Consider the following 25025-nt stretch of genomic DNA (forward strand, 5'->3'; position numbering starts at 1 on the left):
TGATTAGCGGAAATTGGCAGGGAAAAATGCTGCGTTAAGGCAAACTTTGCGGGTGGGTTTGTTAGCGGTGTTTATGGATTTGGTCGCCATAAATGGCGACCCTACAAATGTGCAGCAGGATTAACGCGGCATTGCGCTGAGCGGAATAATCGCGCCGCGATGCTGGATCACCGTGCTGGCGGTGAGATGGCCGCGTGCGGCGGCATCTTCGGCGCTGCCACCGGCTAAACGCACCGCCAGATAACCGGCGCTGAAGGAGTCGCCTGCTGCGGTGGTATCGATCACTTTCTCTTTCGCCAGCTTGATGGCGGCGACGTCGCGCAGTGGCTCATCGCCGACTGCCACCAGACAGGAATCCGCACCACGTTTGATGGCGATCTCCTGTACGCCAGCGGCGCGTGTGCGGGCAATCACCGCATTCAGCGGCTGCTCGCCCCACAGCAAATCTTCATCGTCGAGCGTCAGGAATGCCATGTCGGTATGGCGCAGCATCTCGGCATACGCCTGCTGGGCGCTGGCTTTATCGGCCCACAGACGCGGCCGATAGTTGTTGTCGAAAATCACCTTGCCGCCGTTCTGACGACAGGCGCGGAGCAGCGCCATTAATTTGTCGCGACTTGCTGCCGGCAGAATCGCCAGGCTGATGCCGCTCAAATAGAGATAATCGTAGTGCGCCAGCTGCTGGCAAATCTGGTCCGCTTGCGCGCTATCCAGCCAGAAACGGGCGGCAGCGTCGTTGCGCCAATACCAGAAAGTGCGCTCGCCGTGTTCGTCGGTTTCGATGAAATACAGGCCTGGCATTTTATTGTCGAGGCGCTGAATCAGCGCGGTTTCGACCTTTTCCTGCTGCCAGGCGGCGATCATCTGGTCACTGAAGCTGTCGGTGCCGAGTGCGGTGACATAATCGACACGCAACTGCTGGTTATCTAACTGGCGCGCCAGATAAACCGCCGTGTTCAGCGTATCACCGCCAAAACCGCGTTTGATGTTCTCACCTTTCTCGGACAGCTCAATCATGCATTCGCCAATAATGGCGATTTTCTTCTGCGTCATGGTCTTCGGCCTATAGTGAATTCTGCCTTAGTCTCGCGTCTGGTATGGCAGTCGTCAATGGTTTTTAAAACGATGTTTTGATTTAACTTAAGGCAGTAAACCGCCGGCGCTACGGCGATTTAACGGCCAAAGCGCGTTTTGTTTTGCCGATTAAGCGCGACGCACGCTGTTACACTCAACTATTCATGGGACTAACGAGATTGATAAAGTTATCCCGGCGATCGCCGATACTTGCCGCTGAGATGCTATTTGCAGGCACTCGACACCAACCAGGAAAAAACCATGGTGATGAAGAATTTGAGTCATCGGCTGCCTGTTTCAAATGAACTGGAACAACAACAGGAAACGCGTCTCTTCTGGCAGCAGTGCCAACGATTCTATACTTTCCAGCCGATTTATCAGGTTTCCGGCCGCTTGCTGGCCATTGAATTACTGACGGCGGTGACTCATCCCTCCGCGCCAGAAAAAAGGCTGTCGCCCGAAGACTACTTTGAAGCACTGACTATCGCGCAGCGGCTCGGTGTCGTCCAGGAACAACTCGAGCTGCTGATAAAATGGTCACCGTTTTTCAATCAGCGTCAGCTGGTGGCGTCGGTGAATATCGACGGTCCAACGTTGATGGAGATTGAGCAGCATGAGTCGATTCGCACGCTGATCGCGCAGCTGCCGTGGGTGCGCTTCGAACTGACGGAACATCATGCGCTGCCGCAGGAAGAGATGGTAGCGAAGATGCCGGAACTCGGGCCGCTGTGGCTGGATGATTTTGGCTCCGGCATGGCGAACTTCTCGGCGCTGACCGAACTGCGTTACGACTACATCAAACTCTCGCGCGAGCTGTTTATGCTGCTGCGCGCCAGCGATGAAGGCCGCTCAATGTTCTCGATGCTGCTGGCGTTGATTAACCGTTATTGCAACGGCGTCATCGTCGAAGGTGTGGAAACCGAAGAGGAGTGGCAACAGGTTCGCAGCTCGCCAGCCATGGCGGCGCAGGGCTACTTCTTCTCGCGTCCGGTGCCGTTTAGCGAGCTGGAACGTATGGCACTTGAGCTTCCCTGATCCCGTTCCGCGACGTCTCGACTATCCTTAGTCAGACGTGGAAGGGCAAGGAGGAAGCAATATGTCACGTACTCGAAAGATCCTGAGCTGGGTGTTCGGGATTTTTTTGTTATTGGTTGTAGTGATTGTGGTGATCATCGCCACCTTTGACTGGAACCGCCTGAAACCTACGATTAATCAAAAAGTTTCGGCCGAACTGAACCGACCTTTCGCGATTCGCGGCGATCTCGGCGTGGCCTGGGTTCGCAACCGCGAAGAACCAGGCTGGCGCAGCTGGGTGCCGTGGCCGCAGGTGCATGCCGACGATGTGATGCTCGGCAATCCGCCATCCATTCCTGATGTCACCATGGTGCATCTGCAGCGCGTTGAAGCGACGATTGCGCCGCTGGCGCTGCTGCATCAGCAGATCTACCTGCCGTGGATCAAGATGCAAAAGCCGGATGCGCGGCTGGTGCAAACTGCTGACAAAAAGAATAACTGGACCTTTGATCTCGCCAGCAGCCAGAACAGCGATGCGAACGCGACGCCTTCTGCCTGGTCTTTCCGCCTCGACAACATCCTGTTCGATCAGGGACAAGTGCGCTATCGCGACGCCGTCAATAAAGCCGACGTCACGGTAACCATCAATCCGCTGGGCAAACCGGTGCCATACGCGCAGGTGGCGGGCGGCGACGATCAGCAGAAGGGCGCGGGTGATTTTGTCTTTGGCTGGCAGGCGAACGGCACTTACAACAATCAGAAGCTGGATGGCGACGGTAAAATTGGCGGCATGTTATCGCTGCGCAGTAAAACCACGCCGTTCCCGCTGCAGGTGGATGTGCGTAATGGCACCACACGCGTGCGCATTGACGGCACCTTGCAGGATCCGCTCAATCTTGGCGGGCTGGATGTGCGTTTGCGCTTCGCGGGCGATACGCTGGCGAATCTGTATGGCCTGACGGGCGTGCTGCTGCCTGATACGCCACCTTATGAAACCGACGGTCATTTGATTGCGCGTTTCAACGAGGAGAAAGGGCCGTTGTTCCGCTACGAGAAGTTTAACGGCCACATCGGCGACAGCGATATTCACGGCTCCCTTGTTTATCGTCAGGGTAAACCGCGTCCCACCTTGACCGGTGAACTGACCTCGAACCAATTGCGGATGGAAGATTTGGGGCCGCTGATTGGCGTCAATTCCGGCAAAGGCAGCGAGAAAACGCAGCAGGCCAAAGCGCAACGCGGCGATGCCTCAACGCAGCCTGCCGATCGCGTTCTGCCGCATGACAAGTTCGATACCAAGAGCTGGGATGTGATGGATGCGGATGTGAAGTTCAGCGGCAAACGCATTGAACACAGCAGCAAGCTGCCGCTCAGCGATCTCTATACCCATCTGCAATTGAAAAACGGCGACCTGTTGCTCGATCCGCTGCGCTTCGGGATGGCCGGCGGCAGCATCAACTCCACCATTCATCTGGAAGGCGATCGCAGCCCGATGCGCGGACGCGCCGATTTGCATGCGCGTAAGCTGCGCCTGCGTCAGCTGTTCCCGGATGTCACCGCGATGCAGAACAGTTTGGGCCAGCTTAACGGCGATGCCTCGCTGAGCGGCACCGGCAATTCTGTGGCGGACTTACTGGGTACCAGCGATGGCGAACTGAAGCTACTGATGAATGATGGCCTGATCAGCCGCAGCCTGATGGAGATTGCTGGACTGAACGTCGGTAACTATGTGGTCGGCAAACTGTTCGGCGATGACGAAGTGAAGATCAACTGCGCGGCAACCGATCTGAACATTCGGCAGGGCTTAGCGACGCCGAAACTGTTCCTGCTGGATACCGAGAACGCGGTGATCAACGTGACGGGCAACGTCAACTTCGCGAATGAACGCATGGACTTGTCGATCAATCCGGAGAGTAAAGGGATTCGTATCATTACGCTGCGTTCACCGCTGTATGTGCGCGGCACCTTTAAAAATCCGGATGCCGGCGTGAAAGCCGGTCCGCTGATTGCGCGCGGTGCTGCAGCGGTGGCGCTCGGTGCAGTAGTCGCGCCGGCCGCCGCGTTGATCGCACTGATTTCGCCTAGCGATACCGACGACAATCAGTGCAATAACGTGCTGCAGCAGATGAAGAATCAGAAGTGATCAGTTACGCCACAGCACTTTGATGATGTGGTAACCAAAGGCGGTTTTCACCGGTCCGTAAGGTTGTAGCAGCGGACAGGAGAAGACCGCCTTATCAAATGCCGGCACCATTTGTCCTTTACGAAATTCACCCAAATCACCGCCGTTGCGCCCGGATGGGCAGGTAGAGTGTTTCTTTGCCAGTTGCTGGAAGTTCGCCCCTTTCTCAAGCTGCGATAGCAGGGATTTGGCCTGCGCTTCCTCTTTCACGAGGATATGTAAAGCCGCCGCGGTTTTCGCCATGATGAAGTCCTAATGTGTATAATCCGGCCATTATAACCCTGTTTCTTTTGATCCCACTGAGCGAATTCCGTTATGCGTTTAAACCCCGGCCAACAACGAGCTGTCGAATTTGTCACCGGTCCTTGTCTGGTGCTGGCCGGTGCTGGCTCGGGTAAAACCCGCGTGATCACCAACAAAATCGCTCACCTGATCCGCGAATGTGGCTATCAGGCGCGCCATATCGCCGCCGTGACCTTTACCAACAAAGCTTCGCGCGAGATGAAAGAGCGTGTGGCGCAAACGCTGGGGCGTAAAGAGGCGCGCGGCCTGATGATTTCCACCTTCCATACGCTGGGGCTGGAGATCATCAAACGCGAATACAAGGCGCTGGGAATGAAAGCCAGCTTCTCGCTGTTCGACGATCAGGATCAGCTGGCTTTGCTCAAAGACCTGACCAAACAGTGGCTTGAAGAGGACAAAACGCTGTTACAGCAGCTGATTTCCACCATCTCCAACTGGAAGAACGATTTGGTCGATCCGCAGGGCGCAGCCGGTTTGGCGCAATCGCAGCGCGACCAGATTTTTGCGCACTGTTATCAGCTGTATGACCAACACCTGAAATCCTGCAACGTGCTGGATTTCGACGACTTAATCGCGCTGCCGACGCTGCTGCTGCAGCGCAATCAGGAAGTGCGCGAACGCTGGCAGCAGCGCATTCGCTACCTGCTGGTGGATGAGTATCAGGACACCAACACCAGCCAATATGAGCTGGTGAAGCTGCTGGTGGGTGCGCGGGCGCGCTTTACGGTGGTGGGCGATGACGATCAGTCAATTTACTCGTGGCGCGGCGCGCGTCCGCAAAACCTTGTGCTGCTGCAACAGGATTTCCCGGCGCTGGAAGTGGTGAAGCTGGAGCAGAATTATCGCTCGACGCAGCGCATCCTGAAATCGGCCAACATCCTTATCGCCAACAATCCGCACGTGTTTGAGAAGCGCCTGTTCTCAGAACTGGGGCAGGGCAGCGAGCTGAAGGTGCTGAGCGCCAATAACGAAGATCACGAAGCGGAACGCGTGGCGGGTGAACTGATCGCGCATCACTTCATCAACAAAACCGCCTACAAAGATTACGCCATTCTCTATCGCGGCAATCATCAGTCGCGCGTGTTTGAGAAGCAACTGATGCAGAACCGTATTCCGTATCGTATCTCGGGCGGCACATCGTTCTTCTCGCGTCCGGAAATCAAAGATTTGCTGGCCTACCTGCGCGTGCTAACCAATCAGGAAGATGACAGCGCGTTTCTGCGTATCGTGAATACGCCGCGGCGTGAGATTGGTCCGGCAACGCTGCAAAAACTGGGCGAATGGGCCAACCTGCGCAATAAAAGCCTGTACAACGCCAGCTTCGATATGGGATTGGAGCAAACGCTGAGCGGGCGCGGGCTGGAGCATCTGCAGCGCTTTACGCACTGGCTGAATGAAATCGTCCAGCTGACCGAACGTGAGCCGGTTAACGCAGTGCGCGACCTGATTCGCGGTATCGATTACGAAAGCTGGCTATTTGAAACCTCGCCCAGCCCGAAAGCGGCTGAGATGCGCATGAAGAACGTCAATCTGCTGTTCCAGTGGATGACCGAGATGCTGGAAGGCGATGAGCTGAACGAACCGATGACGCTGGCGCAGGTGGTGACGCGCTTTACGCTGCGCGACATGATGGAGCGTGGTGAGAGCGACGAAGAGCTTGATCAGGTGCAACTGATGACGTTGCACGCCTCGAAAGGGCTGGAGTTCCCGTATGTCTATCTGGTCGGCATGGAAGAGGGTTTATTGCCGCACCAGAGCAGTATCGATGAGAACAATATCGAAGAAGAGCGACGTCTGGCTTACGTGGGGATTACCCGTGCGCAGAAAGAGCTGACCTTTGCGCTATGCCGTGAACGCCGTCAGTACGGCGAGCTGATGCGCCCGGAACCGAGTCGCTTCCTGCTGGAGTTGCCGCAGGACGATGTGGTGTGGGAGCGCGAGAAAAAAGTGGTGAGCGCAGAAGAGCGCGTGAAGACCGGACAGACGCGTGTCGCCGGGTTAAGAGCGATGCTGGAGAATGCGAAGAAGGGTTGAGAGCGGTCGCCATGAATGGCGACCCTACGTCAATGGTAGGGGCGGCATTCATGCCGCCAGAACATCAGGAAATCGTCAATAACCAGTGCACGTACGACTGATAATGACTCTCCTGCTCCAGCAGCTCAGAACGCAGCGGATGCACTTCACGCCACCCGGCTGGCAGCGTCAAATGCAGCGCATCATCATCCGCCTGTAAACGCACGGCAGGCAAAGTGTCATCGCGACGACGACTCGAGAAAATAATCGCTAAACGCAGCAAGCGGCTTAAACGCTCCGCCATGCGCGGCGGCACGGCGTTTTGTTGGGTCAGCAACGCCAGATCAATGCTGCCGCTTTGGTTCTGCAGCAGGCAAGCCAGCATTTTTTTCTGTGCGGGAGTGAAGCCAGGAAGATCGAGATGACGAATTAGGTATGCGGCGTGTTGCGGAGCCTGACGGAAATCGACGCTTAGGCCAATTTCGTGGATGGAGCAGGCGCTAAGTAGCAGATCGCGACATCGGTTATCCAGCTTCCAGCTGCTGCTCACCTGACGGAAGAAGCTCTCCGCCAACTGGCGTACGCGACCGGCCTGATCAATGTCAATGGCAAAACGACGCTGCACGTTCTGCAATGTGCGGCTGCGGATATCGCGATCAACCGGCAGATGCAGCATGCCATACACTAAGCCTTCGCGCAGTGCGCCACCGGCCAGCGTCATACCTTCAATGCTCAGTTCCTGGAAGATAGCGATGAGGATCGATAAACCGCTCGGGAACACTAAGGCGCGCTCCAGCGTCAATCCTTCAATTTCCAGCTCTTCCAGCTTGCCGCACTGAATCGCGCGTTGTTTCAGCTGTTGCAGTTTGCTCAGGGTGATGCGCTCATCCATGCCCTGCGCCATCATAATTTCCTGCAACGCTTGTACGGTGCCTGACGCGCCGACACAGATTTGCCAGCCTTTCTCACGCAGCGCAGCGGCCACCGGACGGATCATCTCGCGCGCGGCCAGTTCGGCCTGCTCAAAATTCTCTTTTGCCAGATGACGATCGCTGAAATAGCGTTCAAGCCAGGTTACGCAGCCCATCGACAAGCTGAACAGCGTGGTGGCATGCGAGCCTTCGCCGGTTACCAGTTCGGTGCTACCGCCGCCGATATCAACCACTAAACGCTGATCGGAACCGCCGGTGGTATGCGCTACACCCTGATAAATCAGGCGCGCTTCTTCTTCGCCGCTGATGACATTCACCGCGCAGCCAAGAATCTGTTCAGCCGTTGTGAGGAAATCCTGCGCATTTTCGGCAAGGCGCAGCGTGGCGGTTGCCACCACGCGGATTTGTTCCGGAGGAATATCCTGCAGCTGTTCGGAGAATAACTTCAGGCACTGCCAGCCACGTTGCATCGCCTCAGCAGAGAGATGATTCGCTTTGTCGAGGCCAGCCGCCAGACGCACTTTGCGCTTTATCCGCGCGACGGTCTGAATACTGCCAGACACCTCGCGCACCACCAACATATGAAAGCTGTTAGAACCTAAATCAATCGCTGCATAGAGTGACGATGCGCTTAGCATGGTGTGCTTAACCCGAACGTTTACGGTTGCTATTGCGCGGCGCGCCGCTCCGACGGTTATTGTTGTTCCCGCCACGGCGTGGACCGTTTCCTGAACGACTGCGTTGCAGACGCTTCGGCGGTGGCAGTTCATTCAGCAAGGCATCGCTGTTGTACTTGCTGACCGGAATACCGTGACCGATGTACTCTTCGATTGCCGGCAGGTTCAGCGCGTACTCTTCGCACGCCAGGCTGATGGAGTGACCGCTGGCGCCCGCGCGGCCAGTACGGCCAATACGGTGAACGTAGTCCTCGCGATCGTCAGGCAGATCGTAGTTGAACACGTGCGTTACGGCAGGAATGTGCAGACCACGTGCCGCTACATCGGTGGCAACCAGGATATCCACATCGCCTTTGGTGAAGTCGTCGAGAATACGCAGGCGTTTTTTCTGCGCCACATCACCGGTCAGCAGACCTACACGATGACCATCGGCAGCCAGATGGCCCCAAATGTCTTCACAGCGGTGCTTAGTGTTAGCGAAGATGATGGCGCGATCTGGCCACTCTTCTTCTACTAGCGTCTGCAGCAAGCGCATTTTCTCTTCATTCGAAGGATAGAAAAGCTCTTCTTTGATGCGGTGGCCGGTTTTCTGCTCAGGCTCAACTTCCACGTATTCGGCGTTGTTCATGTGCTCAAACGCCAGTTCACGCACGCGGTAAGACAAGGTCGCAGAGAACAGCATACTCAGGCGTTGGGTGGCCGGCGGCATGCGGCGGAACAGCCAACGAATGTCTTTAATAAAGCCGAGATCGAACATGCGATCGGCTTCATCCAGCACAACAACCTGAATCGCGCCCAGGTTGACATGGTTCTGCTTGGCGTAGTCGATCAGACGTCCGGTGGTGCCCACCAGAATATCGACACCCTCAGCCAGCACTTTCAGCTGTTTATCGTAGCCGTCGCCACCATAAGCCAGGCCCAGCTTTAAGCCAGTGACCTTCGCTAATGGTTCAGCATCGGCATGAATTTGTACGGCGAGCTCACGCGTTGGGGCCATGATCAGCGCACGTGGCTGATTAGTCTGGCGACCTTCTGCGGCAGGATGAGAAAGAAGATAATGAAACGTTGACGTAAGGAACGCCATCGTTTTGCCGGTACCGGTTTGCGCCTGACCCGCAACATCACGCCCTGTAAGCGTAAGAGGCAACGCGAGCGCCTGAATAGGCGTGCAGTGGCTAAAGCCTTTAGTATCAAGGGCTTCTACCACCTGAGGGTGCAGGGCGAAGTCGGAAAACTTCTGTTCAGTTAAGTGTGTTTTGCTCATAGTGTGGTAGAATATCAGCTTACTAGCGCTTTACGAAAGCGTATCCGATGAAATAAAGTCAACCTACGTTGGTATCATTTCCGCCAATTCGCCAGGCGCAATCTTTTGGAGTTAAACATGAGCAGCGATAAGATCGTTCACTTGACCGATGACAGTTTCGACACAGACGTACTGAAAGCAGACGGTGTCACTCTGGTAGATTTCTGGGCTGAATGGTGTGGTCCTTGCAAAATGATCGCCCCAATTCTCGACGAAGTCGCAGAAGAGTACGAAGGTAAACTTACCATCGCTAAGTTGAACATTGATGACAACCCGGGTACGGCGCCGAAATACGGCATCCGCGGTATCCCAACTCTGCTGCTGTTCAAGAACGGCGAAGTGGCGGCAACCAAGGTTGGCGCACTGTCTAAAGGACAGTTGAAAGAGTTCCTGAACGCCAACCTGGCCTAAGCCCAGCGTGGTGTTTGTTCGGCAGTGGTGAATTTTGTCGCCACTGCTGGACGTCTCACTTTAAGCGTGTTAAGTTGAGTTCACTGCATTACGCTCTTACCTTGTAGTTTGCATCTAAGTTTTCCCTTGTCAGACCCTACTCGCAATGAACGTTATCGTGGTTTGGCAATCTGATGACTAGCACATTCGGCATCATCTTTCGACCGTCTCCTCGTTTCCTATCGCCACATCTGACGATAATCGTCGAGCTGAGTTGAAAAAGAGCCATTAACAGGCATGGAATTTTTGCCATACCACTCACGACAATCATTTCGAGAATTACCCCGAGTTTAAGAACCCATCACTATGAATCTTACCGAATTAAAGAATACGCCGGTTTCTGAGCTGATTACCCTCGGCGAAAATATGGGGCTGGAAAACCAGGCGCGTATGCGCAAGCAGGATATTATTTTCTCTATCCTGAAACAGCACGCAAAAAGCGGCGAAGACATCTTTGGTGATGGTGTGCTGGAGATATTGCAGGACGGATTTGGTTTCCTCCGTTCTGGAGATAGCTCCTACCTCGCCGGTCCCGATGATATCTACGTCTCTCCTAGCCAAATCCGCCGTTTCAACCTCCGCACTGGTGACACCATTTCTGGCAAGATTCGCCCGCCAAAAGAAGGTGAACGCTACTTTGCGCTGTTGAAAGTTAACGAAGTTAACTACGACAAGCCGGAAAACGCGCGTAACAAGATTCTGTTCGAAAACCTTACGCCGCTGCACGCCAGCAAGCGTATGCGTATGGAACGCGGTAATGGCTCGACTGAAGACCTGACCGCACGCGTGCTGGATCTGGCTTCTCCGATTGGTCGTGGTCAACGTGGTCTGATTGTGGCGCCGCCGAAAGCGGGTAAAACCATGCTGCTGCAGAACATCGCTCAGAGCATCGCTTACAACTATCCAGATTGCCTGCTGATGGTGCTGCTGATTGACGAACGTCCGGAAGAAGTGACCGAGATGCAGCGTCTGGTTAAAGGTGAAGTTATCGCTTCAACCTTTGATGAGCCAGCGTCACGTCACGTGCAGGTTGCTGAGATGGTGATCGAGAAGGCTAAGCGCCTGGTTGAGCACAAGAAAGACGTGATCATCCTGCTTGACTCCATCACGCGTCTGGCGCGTGCTTACAACACCGTGGTTCCAGCATCAGGTAAAGTGCTGACCGGTGGTGTGGATGCCAACGCCTTGCATCGTCCGAAGCGTTTCTTCGGTGCGGCACGTAACGTGGAAGAGGGCGGCAGCCTGACCATCATCGCAACCGCGCTGGTTGATACCGGTTCGAAGATGGATGAAGTGATTTACGAAGAGTTTAAAGGTACAGGTAACATGGAATTGCACCTCTCGCGTAAAATCGCCGAGAAGCGTGTATTCCCAGCGATTGATTACAATCGTTCCGGTACCCGCAAAGAAGAGCTGCTCACCACTCAGGAAGAGCTGCAGAAGATGTGGATCCTGCGCAAAATCATCCATCCAATGGGCGAAATCGACGCGATGGAGTTCCTCATCAATAAACTGGCCATGACCAAAACCAACGACGAATTCTTCGATATGATGAAGCGTTCCTAAGTTGCGATAGGCGAGTCGCTAAGCCAAGCGGTGATTCGCACAATTTGCCAGGAAATATTGCTAACGCCACGTCTTAACGTGGCGTTTTTTATTTATGGGCATTAGGATTAGCGCAGTCAGGAAGCTTTTATAATGACTGTGGCAGAGATGCGGGTGTTTTTTCAACAATCAGGCTTTTCTGCAGCAGAATTCGGAATAGGGATATATGGCAATGGCAGGTGTTTTGCATATTGTTGTCCACGATTTTAGCTGAGAGCATTAACGTGAATTTACTCACTATGAGTACTGAGCTTGGTTTAGTTTTTCTTTTTACTTTAGTGTTCCTGTTTTTTGCTCGCAAAGCAGCTAAAAAAATTGGGCTCGTGGACACACCAAACTCCAGAAAAAGGCACCATGGCGCCATTCCGTTAGTTGGTGGTATTTCCGTGTACGCGGGGATCTGCTTTGCATTTGCCATCTCAAATTATTATTTGCCGCACGCGATGCTTTATCTGAGCTGCGCGGGCGTATTGGTGTTGGTTGGCGCTCTGGACGATCGCTTCGATATCAGCGTTAAAATCCGCGCGCTGGTGCAGGCGGCGGTCGCCATTGTGATGATGGTCGGTGCCAAACTCTATTTGCTGAGTCTGGGCTTTATTATTGGGCCGGTTGAGTTGATCGTCGGTCCCTTTGGCTACGTCTTGACGCTGTTCGCCGTATGGGCCGCCATCAACGCGTTCAACATGGTGGATGGGATTGATGGTCTGCTTGGCGGCCTCTCCAGCGTCACCTTCGCTGCCATCGGCATCATTCTCTATTTCGACGGCCAGACCAGCCTCGCCATGTGGTGCTTTGCGATGATCGCCGCCACCATTCCTTATATCCTGCTCAATCTCGGTTTGATTGGCCGTCGCTACAAAGTGTTTATGGGCGATGCCGGCAGCACCATGATTGGTTTCACCATCATCTGGATTTTGCTGGAAACCACCCAAGGTCTCAGCCATCCAATTACGCCCGTCACCGCGCTGTGGCTGATCGCCATTCCGCTGATGGATATGGTGGCGATTATGTATCGCCGCTTGCGCAAAGGCATGAGCCCGTTTTCCGCTGACCGCCAGCACATTCACCATTTGATCATGCGCGCCGGATTCACCTCACGTCAGGCGTTCCTGCTGATTACCGTCGCCGCCGCGATTCTGGCGGGTATTGGTGTGCTCGGCGAGTATCTGGCTTTCATCCCGGAATGGGTAATGCTGGTGCTGTTCATGATGGCGTTCCTCCTTTACGGCTATTGCCTGAAACACGCATGGCGCGTGGCGCGCAAAATCCGTCGCATTAAACGTCGCTGGCAAAGCAGCGAAGATAAAAAATAAATTACCCAGAAAAGTACCCTGATAAGGATTTTGTTATGACCTCTGTCGTTGTGGAGAACGAACTGGATATGCGTGGCCTTGGCTGCACGCTCTGGCGTGGCAAACGCTGGATCATCGGTCTGGCGCTGCTGTTTGCGCTGGTCGCCTGGCTGGCATCGATGTTAATGAAGCAAGCGTGGAGCACCACGGCTGTGACCGATCGTCCAACGGTGAATATGTTGGGTGATTTCTTCGTGCAGCAACAATTCCTCAATAATCTGGATGTGCGCACTAATACGCTCAATCTCAGCTCCCCAGCCCCAACCGTGATGGATGAGGTTTATCAGGAGTTCACCATGCAGTTGGCATCCTGGGATACGCGCCGTGATTTCTGGCAGCAGACTGAATACTTCAAAAGTCGCAAAAGCGGTAACGCGCACAACGATGCGGCGCTGCTTGATGATTTGATCACCAACATCCAGTTCACCGCTGCCGATCCGGCGCGCAATATCTTAGATAACATCAAACTGGTTGCCGAAACCGCCAGCGATGCCAACAATCTGCTGCGTCAATATATTGCCTACGCCAGCGAACGTGCGGCGCGTCATCTTAATGCGGAACTGAAAGGCGCCTGGCAGGCGCGCAGCGTGCAGCTGGCGTCGCAGGTTAACCGCCAGCAGGAAGTGGCGCAGTCGGTATTTGAACGTCAACGCCAGCGCATCGAGCAGGCGCTGAAAGTGGCGAGCGAGCAGGGCATCAAAGAGAACCGCGCACCGGCAACCGGCGAGGTGCTGCCAGACAGCGATCGTTTCTTGCTCGGGCAGCAAATGCTGCAGGCGCAACTTGACACTTTACAAGCCAGCGGACCTGCTTACGATTTAAGCTATGATCAAAATAAAGCGATGCTGAGTACGCTGCAGGCCGGGCCGCGTCTGGATAAACAATTCCAGACATACCGCTACTTGCGCACCCCGGAAGAGCCGGTGTCGCGCGATAGTCCGCGCCGCCTGTTTATGATGATCATGTGGGGCGTGATTGGCGCGCTGGTCGGTGCGGGAGTGGCGCTGGTGCGTCGTCCGCGTTCAACGTTAGCAACGAGCCATTAAGAGAAGCCACGTGAAAGTTCTGACGGTATTTGGCACGCGTCCTGAAGCGATCAAAATGGCTCCGCTGGTGCAGGCGCTGGCGCAGGATGCTGCGTTCGAGTCGCGCTTATGCGTCACCGCACAACATCGTGAAATGCTCGATCAGGTGCTGCGTTTGTTCCAGCTGCAACCTGATTATGATCTGAATATCATGCGCCCGGAACAAGGGCTGACGGAGATCACCAGCCGCATTCTGCAGGGTATGAAAACCGTTCTGGCCGATTTCCAGCCGGATGTGGTGTTAGTACACGGCGATACCACTACCACGTTTGCGGCGAGCCTGGCGGCGTTTTATCACCAGATTCCGGTGGGCCATGTGGAAGCGGGTTTACGTACCGGTAATCTGATGTCGCCTTGGCCCGAAGAGGCCAATCGCACGCTCACCGGCCATCTCGCCAGCTATCACTTCACGCCGACGCAAAACTCGCGGCAAAACCTGCTGCGAGAGAATCTGCCGGACGCGCGCATTTTCGTCACTGGCAACACGGTGATTGATGCGCTGCTGTGGGTGCGTGATCGCGTGCTGGACGACGCCGATCTCAATGCCCGCCTCGCCGCGCGTTATCCGTTCCTCGATGCCGACAAAAAGCTGATTCTGGTCACGGGGCATCGCCGCGAAAGCTTTGGCGACGGCTTCGAACGCATTTGCAGTGCGCTGGCGCAAATCGCGCGTCAGCATCCGCAGGTGCAAATTGTCTATCCTGTGCACCTCAATCCCAACGTCAGCGAGCCGGTTAATCGCATTCTCAGCGGCATCGAAAACATCATCCTGATTGAGCCGCAAGAGTATCTGCCGTTTGTCTGGCTGATGAATCGCTCGTGGCTGATTCTTACCGATTCCGGCGGCATTCAGGAAGAAGCGCCATCGCTGGGTAAACCGGTGCTGGTGATGCGTGATACCACCGAGCGTCCGGAAGCAGTGGACGCAGGTACGGTAAAACTGGTCGGCACCGATATCAGTAAAATTGTCGCTGAAGTCAGCCTGCTGTTGCAGGACGATGAAGCCTGGCAGGCAATGAGCCGCGCGCACAATCCGTATGGCGATGGTCATGCCTGCGCGCGCATCTTGCAGGCCCTAAAACAACACAGAGTCTAACCATGCGTTTTGAAACCATTTCCGTTATCGGACTGGGCTACATTGGGCTGCCAACGGCGGCCGTTTTTGCCTCAAAGGGAAAGAAAGTCGTTGGTGTGGATATTAATGTCCGCGCCGTCGAAACCATTAATCGCGGCGATATCCATATCGTGGAACCCGAGTTGGGTGATGTGGTGCGCGAAGCGGTGCGCACCGGTCATCTGCGTGCCACCACGCAGGCCGGAGCCGCCGATGCGTTCCTGATTGCCGTGCCCACGCCGTTTATCGGCGACCATCAGCCGGATCTCAGCTATGTGCAGGCTGCGGCGCTGTCGATTGCGCCAGTATTAAAAGCGGGCGATCTGGTGATCCTCGAATCCACGTCGCCGGTGGGCGCCACCGAGCAAATGGCGGAATGGCTGGCGGCGGCGCGCCCCGATCTGCGTTTCCCGCAGCACGGTGATGCGTGCGATGTGTTTATCGCTTACTGCCCGGAGCGCGTGTTGCCCGGCAAAGTGATGGTCGAACTGCTGGAAAACGATCGCGTGATTGGCGGCATGACGCCAGCCTGTTCCGCACTCGCCAGCGAGCTGTATCGCATTTTCCTGCGCGGCGAGTGTGTGGAGACCAATGCGCGCACCGCTGAGATGTGCAAACTGACAGAAAACAGCTTCCGCGATGTGAACATCGCCTTTGCCAATGAGCTGTCGCTGATTTGCGCCGAGCAGGGCATCAACGTGTGGGAGCTGATTGCGCTGGCGAATCGCCATCCGCGCGTCAACATCCTGCAACCTGGACCGGGCGTTGGCGGGCACTGTATCGCCGTTGATCCGTGGTTTATCGTGGCGCAAAATCCCGAGCAGGCGCGACTGATTCGCACCGCGCGCGAAGTGAATGACGCCAAACCAGGCTGGGTGCTGGATCAGGTAAAACAGGCGTTAGCAGAGTGCCTTACCGCCAGCGGCAAACGCGCTAGCGATGTCACCATCGCCTGCTTTGGTCTGGCCTTTAAACCGAATATTGATGACCTGCGCGAAAGCCCGGCGATGAGCGTCGCGCATCGGATTGCCGAATGGCACAGCGGCAAAACTTGGGTAGTTGAACCGCATGTAAAAGACATTCCGCAACGTCTGGCGCACGAAGCCACGTTAGTTGCTACTGACGTGGCGTTGCAGCAGGCGGATATTCTGGTGATGTTGGTTGATCACGCCCAGTTCCGCGCGATTGATGCGGCACAGATCGCCCAGCCGTGGATTGTTGATACCAAAGGCGTTTGGCGATGAAACCTTATCTGCTGGATGTTCACAATGCCCGTCCGCGTCAATATTGATCCCCTTACGTGGGAGAATGAATTCTTCGGTCAGAACAGCGCGCGCTTGTCGCTGGATGGCGATCTGGCGCTGGCCGAGGCGCTTCAGCAACCTTATGCGCTGTGGCAGGTCAAGGTGCCCGCTGAACGTGTTGATGCCATTGATGCACTGAGCCAGCACGGTTTTCAGTTGGTGGAAGGCGAAGCCGATCTCTCTCTCAGCATCAAACATACTGAGCGGCAAGTTGGCGTGCGCATTGCGCGGGAAGCACAAATCCCGGCACTGCGTGAAGCCGCCGCACAGGCGTTTAGCCAGAGTCGTTTCCGTGCGCCATGGTTTGCGGCGGCGGACAGCGGACGTTTTTACGCGCAGTGGATTGAAAATGCCGTGCGCGGCACCTTCGATAATCAATGTCTGGTGGCCTGCGATGAGCAGGGTGCACTGCAAGGTTTTGTCTCGATGCGCGAAACTGACGGCGAAATGCGCATCGGTCTGCTGGCGGTATTGCCAGCCGCACAAGGCTGCGGCGTCGGCCAGCGCCTGCTGCTCGCTGCCGCCGACTGGGGCCGCGTGCGTCAGCTAACGCATCTGCGCGTGGCGACCCAGCTCAGCAATCTCACGGCGATGCGCCTCTATTTACGCAGCGGTGCGCGGCTGGAAAGCACCGCTTACTGGTTCTACAGGAAAGCCTCATGATCCCATTTAATGCGCCGCCGATTGTCGGCAGCGAAGTTGAGTACATGCAATCGGCTATGGCCAGCGGCAAGCTGTGCGGCGATGGCGGCTTTACTCGCCGCTGCCAGCAGTGGATGGAACAGCATTTCGGCAGCAAGAAAGTGCTGCTAACGCCATCCTGCACCGCGTCGCTGGAGATGGCAGCGCTACTGATTGATCTGCAGCCAGGCGATGAAGTGATCATGCCGAGCTATACCTTCGTCTCCACCGCCAACGCCTTTGTGCTGCGCGGCGCGACCATTGTGTTTGTCGATGTGCGTCCCGATACGTTGAATATCGACGAAACGCTGATTGAAGCGGCGATCACGCCGAAAACCCGCGCCATCGTGCCAGTGCATTACGCGGGCGTGGCCTGCGAGATGGACAGCATCATGGCGCTGGCGGCGAAGCATAAACTCTATGTTATCGAGGATGCCGCGCAGGGCGTGATGTCGCAGTACAAAGGGCGCGCGCTGGGCACCATTGGTCATATTGGCTGCTTTAGCTTCCATGAAACCAAAAACTACACCGCCGGCGGCGAAGGCGGCGCAACGCTGATTAATGACGCGAAGCTGGTGGATCGGGCCGAGATTATTCGTGAAAAAGGCACTAATCGCAGCCAGTTTTTCCGTGGTCAGGTGGATAAATATACCTGGCGCGATATCGGCTCCAGCTATTTGATGGCGGATCTGCAGGCAGCCTATTTGTGGGCGCAGCTGGAAGCGGCGGAGCAGATTAATCAGCAGCGCCTGCGTTTGTGGCAGCGCTACTACGATGCGCTCCAGCCGCTGGCGGCAGCAGGTCGTATTGAGCTGCCGGTGGTGCCAAAAAATTGCCGCCACAATGCGCACATGTTCTACATCAAGCTGCGCGACAGCGACGATCGTCAGGCGCTGATCAACTGGATGAAAGAGGCGGAAATCCTCACGGTGTTTCATTACATCCCGCTGCACTCATCGCCAGCGGGTGAACGTTTTGGCCGCTTCCATGGTGATGATGCCTTCACCACGCGTGAAAGCGAGCGTCTGCTGCGCCTGCCGCTGTTCTACAACTTGTCGGATAACAACCAGCGTACGGTGATCAGTTCGCTGCTGAGTTTCTTTGCCTGATGTCATTAGCAAAAGCTTCAGTCTGGACCGCCGCTTCGACGCTGGTAAAAATCGTTGCTGGCCTGCTGGTAGTGAAACTGCTGGCGGTGAGCTTCGGGCCGGAAGGGATCGGGCAAGCCGGTAACTTCCGCCAGTTGATTACCGTACTCGGCGTGCTGGCGGGCGCGGGCATCTTTAACGGCGTCACTACGCTAGTAGCGCAACATCAGCAACAGCCGCAGCAGTTACGCGCGGTGACCGGCACGGCTTCGGCGATTGTGCTCGGCTTTTCAACGCTGCTGGCGCTGCTGTTTTTGCTGGCGGCGTCGCCGATCAGCACGGCGCTGTTTGGTCATGCTGATTATGCAAACGTGGTGCGTATTGTCGCCTTTCTGCAACTCGGTATTGCCTGGGCCAACCTGACGCTGGCGTTGCTGAAAGGTTTTCGCGATGCGCGTGGCAATGCGCTGGCGCTGATTGCCGGAAGTGTAATTGGCGTGATGGGTTATGTGCTGTGCTGGTGGCTGGGCGGCTATGCCGGTGCGTTAGTGGGATTGGCGCTGGTACCGGCGCTACTGGTGTTTCCGGCATTGCTGATGCTGCGTCGCCATCGCGATCAGTTGCCGCTGAGCTGGCTGATGCCAAGCTGGCATCCCGAACTGGCGCGCAATCTGGCGAAGTTTACGCTGATGGCGCTAATCACCTCGTTCACCTTGCCGGTGGCGTGGGTGATGATGCGAAATCTGCTGGCTGAGCAACAAGGCTGGGCGCAGGTGGGTTTATGGCAGGGCGTGACTAGTATTTCCGATGCCTATCTGCAATTTATCACCGCCACCTTTAGTGTCTGGCTGCTGCCCACGCTGGCGCGGCTGGAGCAGAAGCCGCAAATCGCCCGTGAGATTGGGCGTGCGCTGCGCTTTGTATTACCTGCCGTCGCAGCGGCCAGTTTCTGCGTATGGATGCTGCGCGATGTCGCTATCTGGCTGCTGTTTTCGCCGCGGTTCAGCGCGATGCGTGATCTTTTCGTCTGGCAGTTGTGCGGAGATGTGTTTAAAGTCGGCGCCTATGTTTTCGGATATCTGGTGATCGCCAAAGCGTCGCTGCGCTTCTATATTCTGACGGAAATCAGTCAGTTTGCGCTGCTGACCGGTTTTTCCCACTGGCTAATTCCGCTGCACGGAACTGCCGGGGCCGCGCAGGCTTACATGGCAACCTACGTTCTCTATTTCGCCCTGTGTTGTGGCGCCTTCATGATTTATTGCCGGAAAAAATGACGACTTTTCACGTATTGGGATCGGATATCCCGCATCACAATCATACGGTGCTGCGCTTCTTTAATGACGTGATGAGCGCCGAGCTGCCTGTCGCTGCGCCACGCCAATTTATGGTGGTTTCCAGCGCACCCGAAACACTGCAAGCGTATGCTTCATTGCAGATTGAAACCTTTGCCAGCAAGCGTGCACTGGCGCAAGCGGTGATAGCGCGTGCCGCCGATCGCTCGCAGCGATTCTTCTTTCACGGCCAGTTTAATCCCAGCATTTGGATAGCCTTACTGAGCGGCAAACTGCGCCGTCAGCAGGCGTTTTGGCACGTATGGGGCGCGGATCTCTATGAAGAAGGGCGCGGCCTCAAGTATCAGCTGTTTTATCTGCTGCGCAGAATGGCGCAAGGGCGCGTGGCGCGCGTGTTTGCGACGCGGGGTGATTTGCACCATTTTCAACAGCGCCATCCGCGCGTTCCCGCTTCGTTACTCTATTTCCCGACGCGTATGCCGGATGTGGCGCCGCCCGCGTCGGTGGAAAATCCCGATTTCACTATTCTGCTCGGCAATTCGGGCGATCGCAGTAATCGCCACATTGCCGGATTGGAGGCGATTTGCGCGCAGTTTGGCGAACAGGTAAAAATCGTCGTGCCGCTCGGTTATCCGCAAAATAATCACGCTTACATCGAAGAGATTGCCGCTGCCGCACAGCGCCTGTTCCCGGCGGGGCAAGTGACGTTGCTGCGCGACAAAATCGACTTTGATGCCTATCTGACATTGCTTAGCCGCTGTCAGCTCGGCTATTTTATGTTCGAGCGCCAGCAAGGCATTGGTACGCTTTGCCTGCTGATTCAGGCCAATATCCCGTTTGTGCTGAACCGCAAAAATCCGTTCTGGCGCGATCTCAGCGAACAAGGCTTGCCGGTGCTGTTTAGTGAAGATGCGCTGGATGCGGCCAGCGTGGCCGAAGCGCAACGGCAACTAGCGCAATGTGATCACTCATCGATTGCCTTTTTTGCCCCTGGCTATCTGGCAGGCTGGCGCGACGCGCTAACCCTGAGTGAAAGGGAGAGAACATGAGCCTGATGCAGTTTAGTGGTCTGCTGGTGGTTTATCTGTTTTCGCTGGGTTTCATTCTGACCTTAACCTGGCGGGAATTTAAACGGGTGCGTTTCAACTTCCACCTGTTCTTCACCATTCTCTTTTTGCTGACCTTCTATTTCGGCTTCCCGCTGACCAGCGTGCTGGTGTTCCGCTTTAACGTGGCGGTGGTGCCGCCGGAATATCTGCTGCAGGCGCTGCTGGCCGCTACCAGCTTTTATGCCATCTATTACGTCAGCTACAAAGTGCGACTGCGCCCGGCCAATGCGCCTGCGCGTAAGCCCTGGCTGCAGATGAATCGGGTTGAAACCAATCTGACCTGTTTGCTGCTGGCGCTGGTGGCGATTGGCACCGTGACGGTGTTCTTTATGCACAACGGCCTGCTGTTGTTCCGACTTTCGGCTTACAACCAGATTTTCTCCAGCGAAGTGTCCGGCGTGGCGCTCAAACGCTTCTTCTACTTCTTTATTCCGGCGATGCTGATTCGCTACTTCCTCAAGCCAACCCAACGTCAGTGGCTGTGGTTTTTGCTGGTGTCGGTGGCATTTGGCTTGCTGACTTACGCGCTGGTGGGCGGCACGCGCGCCAATATCATCATTGCTTTCGCGCTGTTCCTGTTCATTGGTATTACGCGCGGCTGGATCACGCTGTGGATGCTGGTCGGCGCGGGTGTGATGGCAATCGGCGGTATGTTCTGGCTGGCGCTGCGTCGCTATAACCTCGACGTGGTCGGCGATGAGGCGTTTTACACCTTCCTTTATCTGACGCGGGATACCTTCTCGCCGTGGGAAAATCTGGCGCTATTACTGCAAAACTACGACAAGATCGATTTTCAGGGCCTGGCACCGATTTGGCGCGATTTCTACGTGTTCATTCCCAGCTGGATGTGGCCGGGACGTCCAGCAGCCATTCTCAACAGCGCCAACTACTTTACCTGGGAAGTGCTGAACAACCATTCCGGGTTGGCGATCTCGCCGACGCTGTTGGGTTCGCTGGTAGTGATGGGCGGCGTGTGGTTTATCCCAATCGGTGCGGTGGCTGTCGGCCTGCTGATGAAAGGATTCGATAACCTTTATCTCTATGGTCGCGATACCAGCAATCGCTACAGCGGGGCGATTTTGCAGAGTTTCTGCTTCGGCGCGGTGTTTAATATGATCGTGCTGGCGCGTGAAGGGCTGGATGCTTTCGGCTCGCGCGTGGTGTTCTTTTGTTTGATTTTTGCGGCCTGCATGTGGGCGGCTAAATTGCTTTACTGGCTGTTGGCGCGCGCGGGATTGATTCGTCCGCGCAGCGAGCCGGTTTTACACAGCCCATCTTAACCTCTGGGCACAACGGGAAATTCATACCATGGAAACCGATAAGCCGCGCTATAGCCTGCGCGGAGTCGATCTTCACGCCTTCAACGATATGGCAAGCTTTCTGCGCTTTCTGCTGCCCGAGGGCAAACCTCGCTGCGGCACGCTGGTGGCGATGAATGCCGAGAAAATGCTGACGCTGGAAGAAGATGCGCAACTACGCACACTGATTGCTGAGGCAGAGTTCAAATATCCGGATGGCATCAGTATCGTCCGTTCGCTGCGTAAGAAGTATCCCCAGCTGCAGGTGAACCGCATCGCGGGCGCGGATCTGTGGGAAGCACTCATGGAGAGCGCGGGACGCAGCGGCATTCCGGTGTTTCTGATTGGTGGGCGTCAGGCCGTGCTGCAGGAAACCTGCGACAAGCTGCGCCAGCAGTGGAATGTGAATATAGTTGGCAGTCAGGATGGCTACTTTGCGCCTGAAGCGCGCGACGCGCTGTTTGCACGCATTGCGGCAAGCGGTGCGCAGATTGTCACGGTGGCACAAGGTTCGCCGCGCCAGGAGCTATTGATGCGTGATTGCCGCGCACATTGGCCGCATGCGCTCTATATGGGCGTTGGTGGCACTTACGATGTTTTTACCGGACACGTTAAGCGCGCGCCCGTTTGGTGGCAAAAATCCGGACTGGAATGGCTGTATCGTCTCATTCGTCAGCCTTCGCGTTTGCGTCGCCAATTAAAGCTGCTGAAATATTTGCGTTACCATTGGCGCGGCGATCTCTGAAATTGCTGGTTTTTACAGCAAAAATGCGAGGGTAAGCACCTCAAACTGCTGTAATTATCGATGGAATGCACAAAGCGTAATCAAACGCGTTTTTTTTCTAAAAAAGGGCTGGACAGCATGAGGTCAAGCCCGTAGTATGCCCATCCGCAACGGCGCTACGCGCCCGTAGCTCAGCTGGATAGAGCGCTGCCCTCCGGAGGCAGAGGTCTCAGGTTCGAATCCTGTCGGGCGCGCCATTTAGTTTGTGCGCAAGAGCTTCGGTGGTTGGTTAGACCGCGTTATGCAGTGAATTTTAGTAAGCGAGACATGCTTACGCACCAGAATTATGGTGGCTATAGCTCAGTTGGTAGAGCCCTGGATTGTGATTCCAGTTGTCGTGGGTTCGAGTCCCATTAGCCACCCCAGATTTTGCTCGGTCACGCGATGGTGGCGGAATTGGTAGACGCGCTAGCTTCAGGTGTTAGTGTTCTTACGGACGTGAGGGTTCAAGTCCCTCCCTTCGCACCAAGCAAAATTACGCAGTAGCGTTAAAGAAGTAAAAAATCGGCGAGTAGCGCAGCTTGGTAGCGCAACTGGTTTGGGACCAGTGGGTCGGAGGTTCGAATCCTCTCTCGCCGACCATATTCGAAAAGCCTGCTTGAAAAAGCAGGCTTTTTTCGTTTGTACTTTTCCTCACGTTCGCCGCTCATCCCATCATTTCCGTTAAGCGTAATCCTGCATATTGTCGCTATTCAGATACATATAACTCACTGATTTATTTAGGAATTGCAATTCCTTGCATAGCTTGTCGCTTTGCGGAGACAGCTTTTGGGTTATGCGTCGTGATTTACAGACAGTGGCATACACCTGGAACGTGGGTTAGGTTTTATCCTGTTGATATAAAATAACTTATTGCGTTAACTGCAACTTTGGCACGTCTTATGCAATAATCTCCCTGTAGATGCTCATTCCACCTCTTATGTTTGCTGATGCTACATAAACCTGGGAATGATGCAGAGCCCCTTACGGCATCCGTTGTCCAGCCTGGCAGTATTTGCGCACGCTTTACTGCAGTAAGAAGGACATTACGTTGAGTCGGATGCCATCAGTTGTCTTAACGACCTGATCTTACACCTGCTTATGGCAGGTGTTTTTTTGTCTGCAGTTTATGACAGGCAAAAAAAAGCCGGGACAAGCCCGGCGTGCACAAAAGTAACAATCGTAAAATCAGGCGCTGGGATTGGTCTTCAGCGTAAGTAACAGACCTTCGCGACGCATTTTGGCGGCGTCTTCCGGGCGATGCAGGCGGTCGTAAACATCGGCCAGCCAGGCATAATCAAACGCATCAGGACGCTGAGCCAGCGCTTGCTGGAACGCTTCTGCCGCCTGCTGCCATTCTCCATGACGCATCAGCATCTGTCCCAGCGTACTGTGCAGCAGCGGCGTGGCGCCATGCTGTTTAATCTGCTGACGCAATGCTTTCTCCAGAGATTGCGGATCGCCACTTTTGATGCGCGGCATAAGCAACACCAGACGATCGTCATATTGACGCTTCAGACCTTCCAGCACGATGCTCTGCGCGGTGTCCGGATCGTCACACTCGATCAGATGTTCTGCCATCGCCACCTGCAAGGCGGTTTCCTGACGCGTTTTGCGGCTCTGGTTCTGCCACCATTTTTTCAAACCGTCGCTGCCTTGATCGGCCATCGCCTGGTTCATCAGGCCCAGCCAGGCTTGCTGCTGCAAGGCATCGCGCTGTGCTTCATCATTGATCTGCACTTTCTGCATCGCAGGTAAAATGTCGAGCAATGCGCCCCACGCGCCGGTACGAATGTAGGCTTGTTCTGCCAGACGCAACACTTCCGGATGGCGCGGCGCGACTTCCAGCAGGCGGTCAACGCCGTGACGTGCAGCGTGATCTTCGTTGCGCGCCAGTTGCAGACGTACGCGCGTGATTTCGACCGGAATAGTGTCGTTCACTGACAACTCAGAAGCGCGCTCCAGGTGCTGATTCGCACGGATTTCGTCTCCGCGTTGCTGCGCCGCTTCTGCAGCCAGCAAGTAGTTAGCTACCGGCTGATCGGCGTGGTCGGCATTTTTCGACAGCAGTTTTTCAGCCTGTTTGAAGTCACCTTCCGCCAGTTTCATCAACGCGCTTTGCGTGTGGCGCTGTGCGCTACGACGCTTGCGGCCAGTGAACCAGCCGCGTGTACGTGCGCCGGTGCGGAACAGGCGACGCAGAATCCATTCCACCAACAAGATCACCAGCAGGCTGAGAATCAAAATGATCGCCAGGCCAGTAACGCTGGTTTCAATGTTCCAGTTGTCGGTCTGGATCAGCACGTAGCCCTGATGGCCGGCGACCATCGGTCCAACCACAATGCCGGCAATCAGCAGCAGGAAAAGCACCAATACTTTCAGCATG

20 protein-coding genes and 4 tRNA genes are annotated in these 25025 nt (G+C 55.4%); 19 read left to right on the forward strand and 5 right to left on the reverse strand.

Translation table 11 applies throughout. The features are described from left to right. Positions 1-120: 120 nt before the first annotated feature. A complete protein-coding gene (locus NR302_RS00700) occupies positions 121-1053 on the reverse strand; it encodes a sugar kinase (protein ID WP_258144304.1) in 933 nt (310 codons plus the stop codon). Positions 1054-1335: 282 nt separating this feature from the next. On the opposite strand from NR302_RS00700, the gene pdeH reads away from it, so the two are divergent. Then, the gene (gene pdeH, locus NR302_RS00705) at positions 1336-2109 is read left to right on the forward strand and encodes a cyclic-guanylate-specific phosphodiesterase (RefSeq protein ID WP_061719350.1); all 774 of its coding nucleotides are present in this window, start codon (positions 1336-1338) and stop codon (positions 2107-2109) included. 61 nt (positions 2110-2170) lie between these two features. Further along, the gene (locus NR302_RS00710; protein ID WP_258144305.1) at positions 2171-4231 is read left to right on the forward strand and encodes an AsmA family protein; all 2061 of its coding nucleotides are present in this window, start codon (positions 2171-2173) and stop codon (positions 4229-4231) included. Here NR302_RS00710 and ppiC read toward each other — a convergent pair whose 3' ends face one another. After that, a complete protein-coding gene (gene ppiC / locus NR302_RS00715) occupies positions 4232-4513 on the reverse strand; it encodes a peptidylprolyl isomerase PpiC (protein ID WP_256698018.1) in 282 nt (93 codons plus the stop codon). A 72-nt stretch (positions 4514-4585) separates the two neighbouring features. Here ppiC and rep point away from each other — a divergent pair, with 72 nt between their 5' ends. Beyond that, positions 4586-6607, forward strand: coding sequence for a DNA helicase Rep (rep, locus tag NR302_RS00720; protein WP_258144306.1), 2022 nt, complete (start codon positions 4586-4588; stop codon positions 6605-6607). A gap of 64 nt (positions 6608-6671) precedes the next feature. Here the strand turns inward: rep and ppx are convergent, their stop codons facing one another. Further along, positions 6672-8156 carry an exopolyphosphatase gene (gene ppx / locus NR302_RS00725; RefSeq protein WP_061719353.1) on the reverse strand — a complete coding sequence of 495 codons (1485 nt, stop codon included), beginning with the start codon at positions 8154-8156 and terminating at the stop codon, positions 6672-6674. Positions 8157-8163: 7 nt separating this feature from the next. Beyond that, positions 8164-9459: an ATP-dependent RNA helicase RhlB gene (rhlB, locus tag NR302_RS00730; RefSeq protein ID WP_008105739.1), complete on the reverse strand. Its 1296-nt coding sequence runs from the start codon at positions 9457-9459 to the stop codon at positions 8164-8166. Positions 9460-9576: 117 nt separating this feature from the next. Here rhlB and trxA point away from each other — a divergent pair, with 117 nt between their 5' ends. The 16 genes from trxA to NR302_RS00810 all read left to right on the forward strand — a co-directional run bounded on the left by trxA (position 9577) and on the right by NR302_RS00810 (position 23242). After that, positions 9577-9909 (forward strand): thioredoxin TrxA, encoded by a 333-nt coding sequence (gene trxA / locus NR302_RS00735; RefSeq protein WP_008105741.1) that lies wholly within the window; start codon positions 9577-9579, stop codon positions 9907-9909. A gap of 345 nt (positions 9910-10254) precedes the next feature. Beyond that, positions 10255-11514, forward strand: coding sequence for a transcription termination factor Rho (gene rho / locus NR302_RS00740; protein ID WP_008105744.1), 1260 nt, complete (start codon positions 10255-10257; stop codon positions 11512-11514). A gap of 278 nt (positions 11515-11792) precedes the next feature. Then, complete coding sequence (gene wecA, locus NR302_RS00745) at positions 11793-12866, forward strand: UDP-N-acetylglucosamine--undecaprenyl-phosphate N-acetylglucosaminephosphotransferase (protein ID WP_008105746.1); 1074 nt, start codon at positions 11793-11795, stop codon at positions 12864-12866. A 35-nt stretch (positions 12867-12901) separates the two neighbouring features. Next, on the forward strand, positions 12902-13951 hold the full coding sequence (gene wzzE, locus NR302_RS00750; RefSeq protein WP_154156875.1) for an ECA polysaccharide chain length modulation protein: 1050 nt from the start codon (positions 12902-12904) through the stop codon (positions 13949-13951). A gap of 10 nt (positions 13952-13961) precedes the next feature. After that, complete coding sequence (wecB, locus tag NR302_RS00755) at positions 13962-15086, forward strand: non-hydrolyzing UDP-N-acetylglucosamine 2-epimerase (RefSeq protein ID WP_008105750.1); 1125 nt, start codon at positions 13962-13964, stop codon at positions 15084-15086. Between the two features lie 2 nt (positions 15087-15088). Continuing rightward, positions 15089-16348 (forward strand): UDP-N-acetyl-D-mannosamine dehydrogenase, encoded by a 1260-nt coding sequence (gene wecC, locus NR302_RS00760; RefSeq protein ID WP_258144307.1) that lies wholly within the window; start codon positions 15089-15091, stop codon positions 16346-16348. Positions 16349-16372: 24 nt separating this feature from the next. Then, the gene (gene rffC, locus NR302_RS00765) at positions 16373-17071 is read left to right on the forward strand and encodes a dTDP-4-amino-4,6-dideoxy-D-galactose acyltransferase (protein WP_258144308.1); all 699 of its coding nucleotides are present in this window, start codon (positions 16373-16375) and stop codon (positions 17069-17071) included. Continuing rightward, positions 17068-18198 (forward strand): dTDP-4-amino-4,6-dideoxygalactose transaminase, encoded by a 1131-nt coding sequence (gene rffA / locus NR302_RS00770; protein WP_008105756.1) that lies wholly within the window; start codon positions 17068-17070, stop codon positions 18196-18198. Before rffC ends, rffA begins: the two co-directional genes overlap by 4 nt. Further along, a complete protein-coding gene (gene wzxE, locus NR302_RS00775; protein WP_258144309.1) occupies positions 18198-19451 on the forward strand; it encodes a lipid III flippase WzxE in 1254 nt (417 codons plus the stop codon). Before rffA ends, wzxE begins: the two co-directional genes overlap by 1 nt. Beyond that, on the forward strand, positions 19448-20518 hold the full coding sequence (locus NR302_RS00780) for a TDP-N-acetylfucosamine:lipid II N-acetylfucosaminyltransferase (protein WP_258144310.1): 1071 nt from the start codon (positions 19448-19450) through the stop codon (positions 20516-20518). Before wzxE ends, NR302_RS00780 begins: the two co-directional genes overlap by 4 nt. Next, positions 20515-21858 carry an ECA oligosaccharide polymerase gene (wzyE, locus tag NR302_RS00785; RefSeq protein ID WP_008105761.1) on the forward strand — a complete coding sequence of 448 codons (1344 nt, stop codon included), beginning with the start codon at positions 20515-20517 and terminating at the stop codon, positions 21856-21858. The genes NR302_RS00780 and wzyE overlap by 4 nt, the downstream gene beginning before the upstream one ends. A gap of 28 nt (positions 21859-21886) precedes the next feature. Continuing rightward, positions 21887-22621, forward strand: a complete 735-nt coding sequence (gene wecG / locus NR302_RS00790; protein WP_258144311.1) for a lipopolysaccharide N-acetylmannosaminouronosyltransferase — start codon at positions 21887-21889, stop codon at positions 22619-22621. 159 nt (positions 22622-22780) lie between these two features. Then, positions 22781-22857: transfer RNA gene (locus NR302_RS00795), tRNA-Arg, on the forward strand. A gap of 92 nt (positions 22858-22949) precedes the next feature. Then, positions 22950-23025, forward strand: a tRNA-His gene (locus NR302_RS00800). 16 nt (positions 23026-23041) lie between these two features. Further along, positions 23042-23128: transfer RNA gene (locus NR302_RS00805), tRNA-Leu, on the forward strand. Between the two features lie 37 nt (positions 23129-23165). Next, positions 23166-23242: transfer RNA gene (locus NR302_RS00810), tRNA-Pro, on the forward strand. Positions 23243-23827: 585 nt separating this feature from the next. On the opposite strand, the gene hemY is transcribed toward NR302_RS00810, so the two are convergent. Continuing rightward, on the reverse strand, positions 23828-25024 hold the full coding sequence (gene hemY / locus NR302_RS00815; protein ID WP_008105766.1) for a protoheme IX biogenesis protein HemY: 1197 nt from the start codon (positions 25022-25024) through the stop codon (positions 23828-23830). Position 25025: the final 1 nt, after the last annotated feature.

Source organism: Pantoea sp. SOD02, from assembly GCF_024707505.1.
GTDB lineage: Bacteria > Pseudomonadota > Gammaproteobacteria > Enterobacterales > Enterobacteriaceae > Pantoea > Pantoea symbiotica.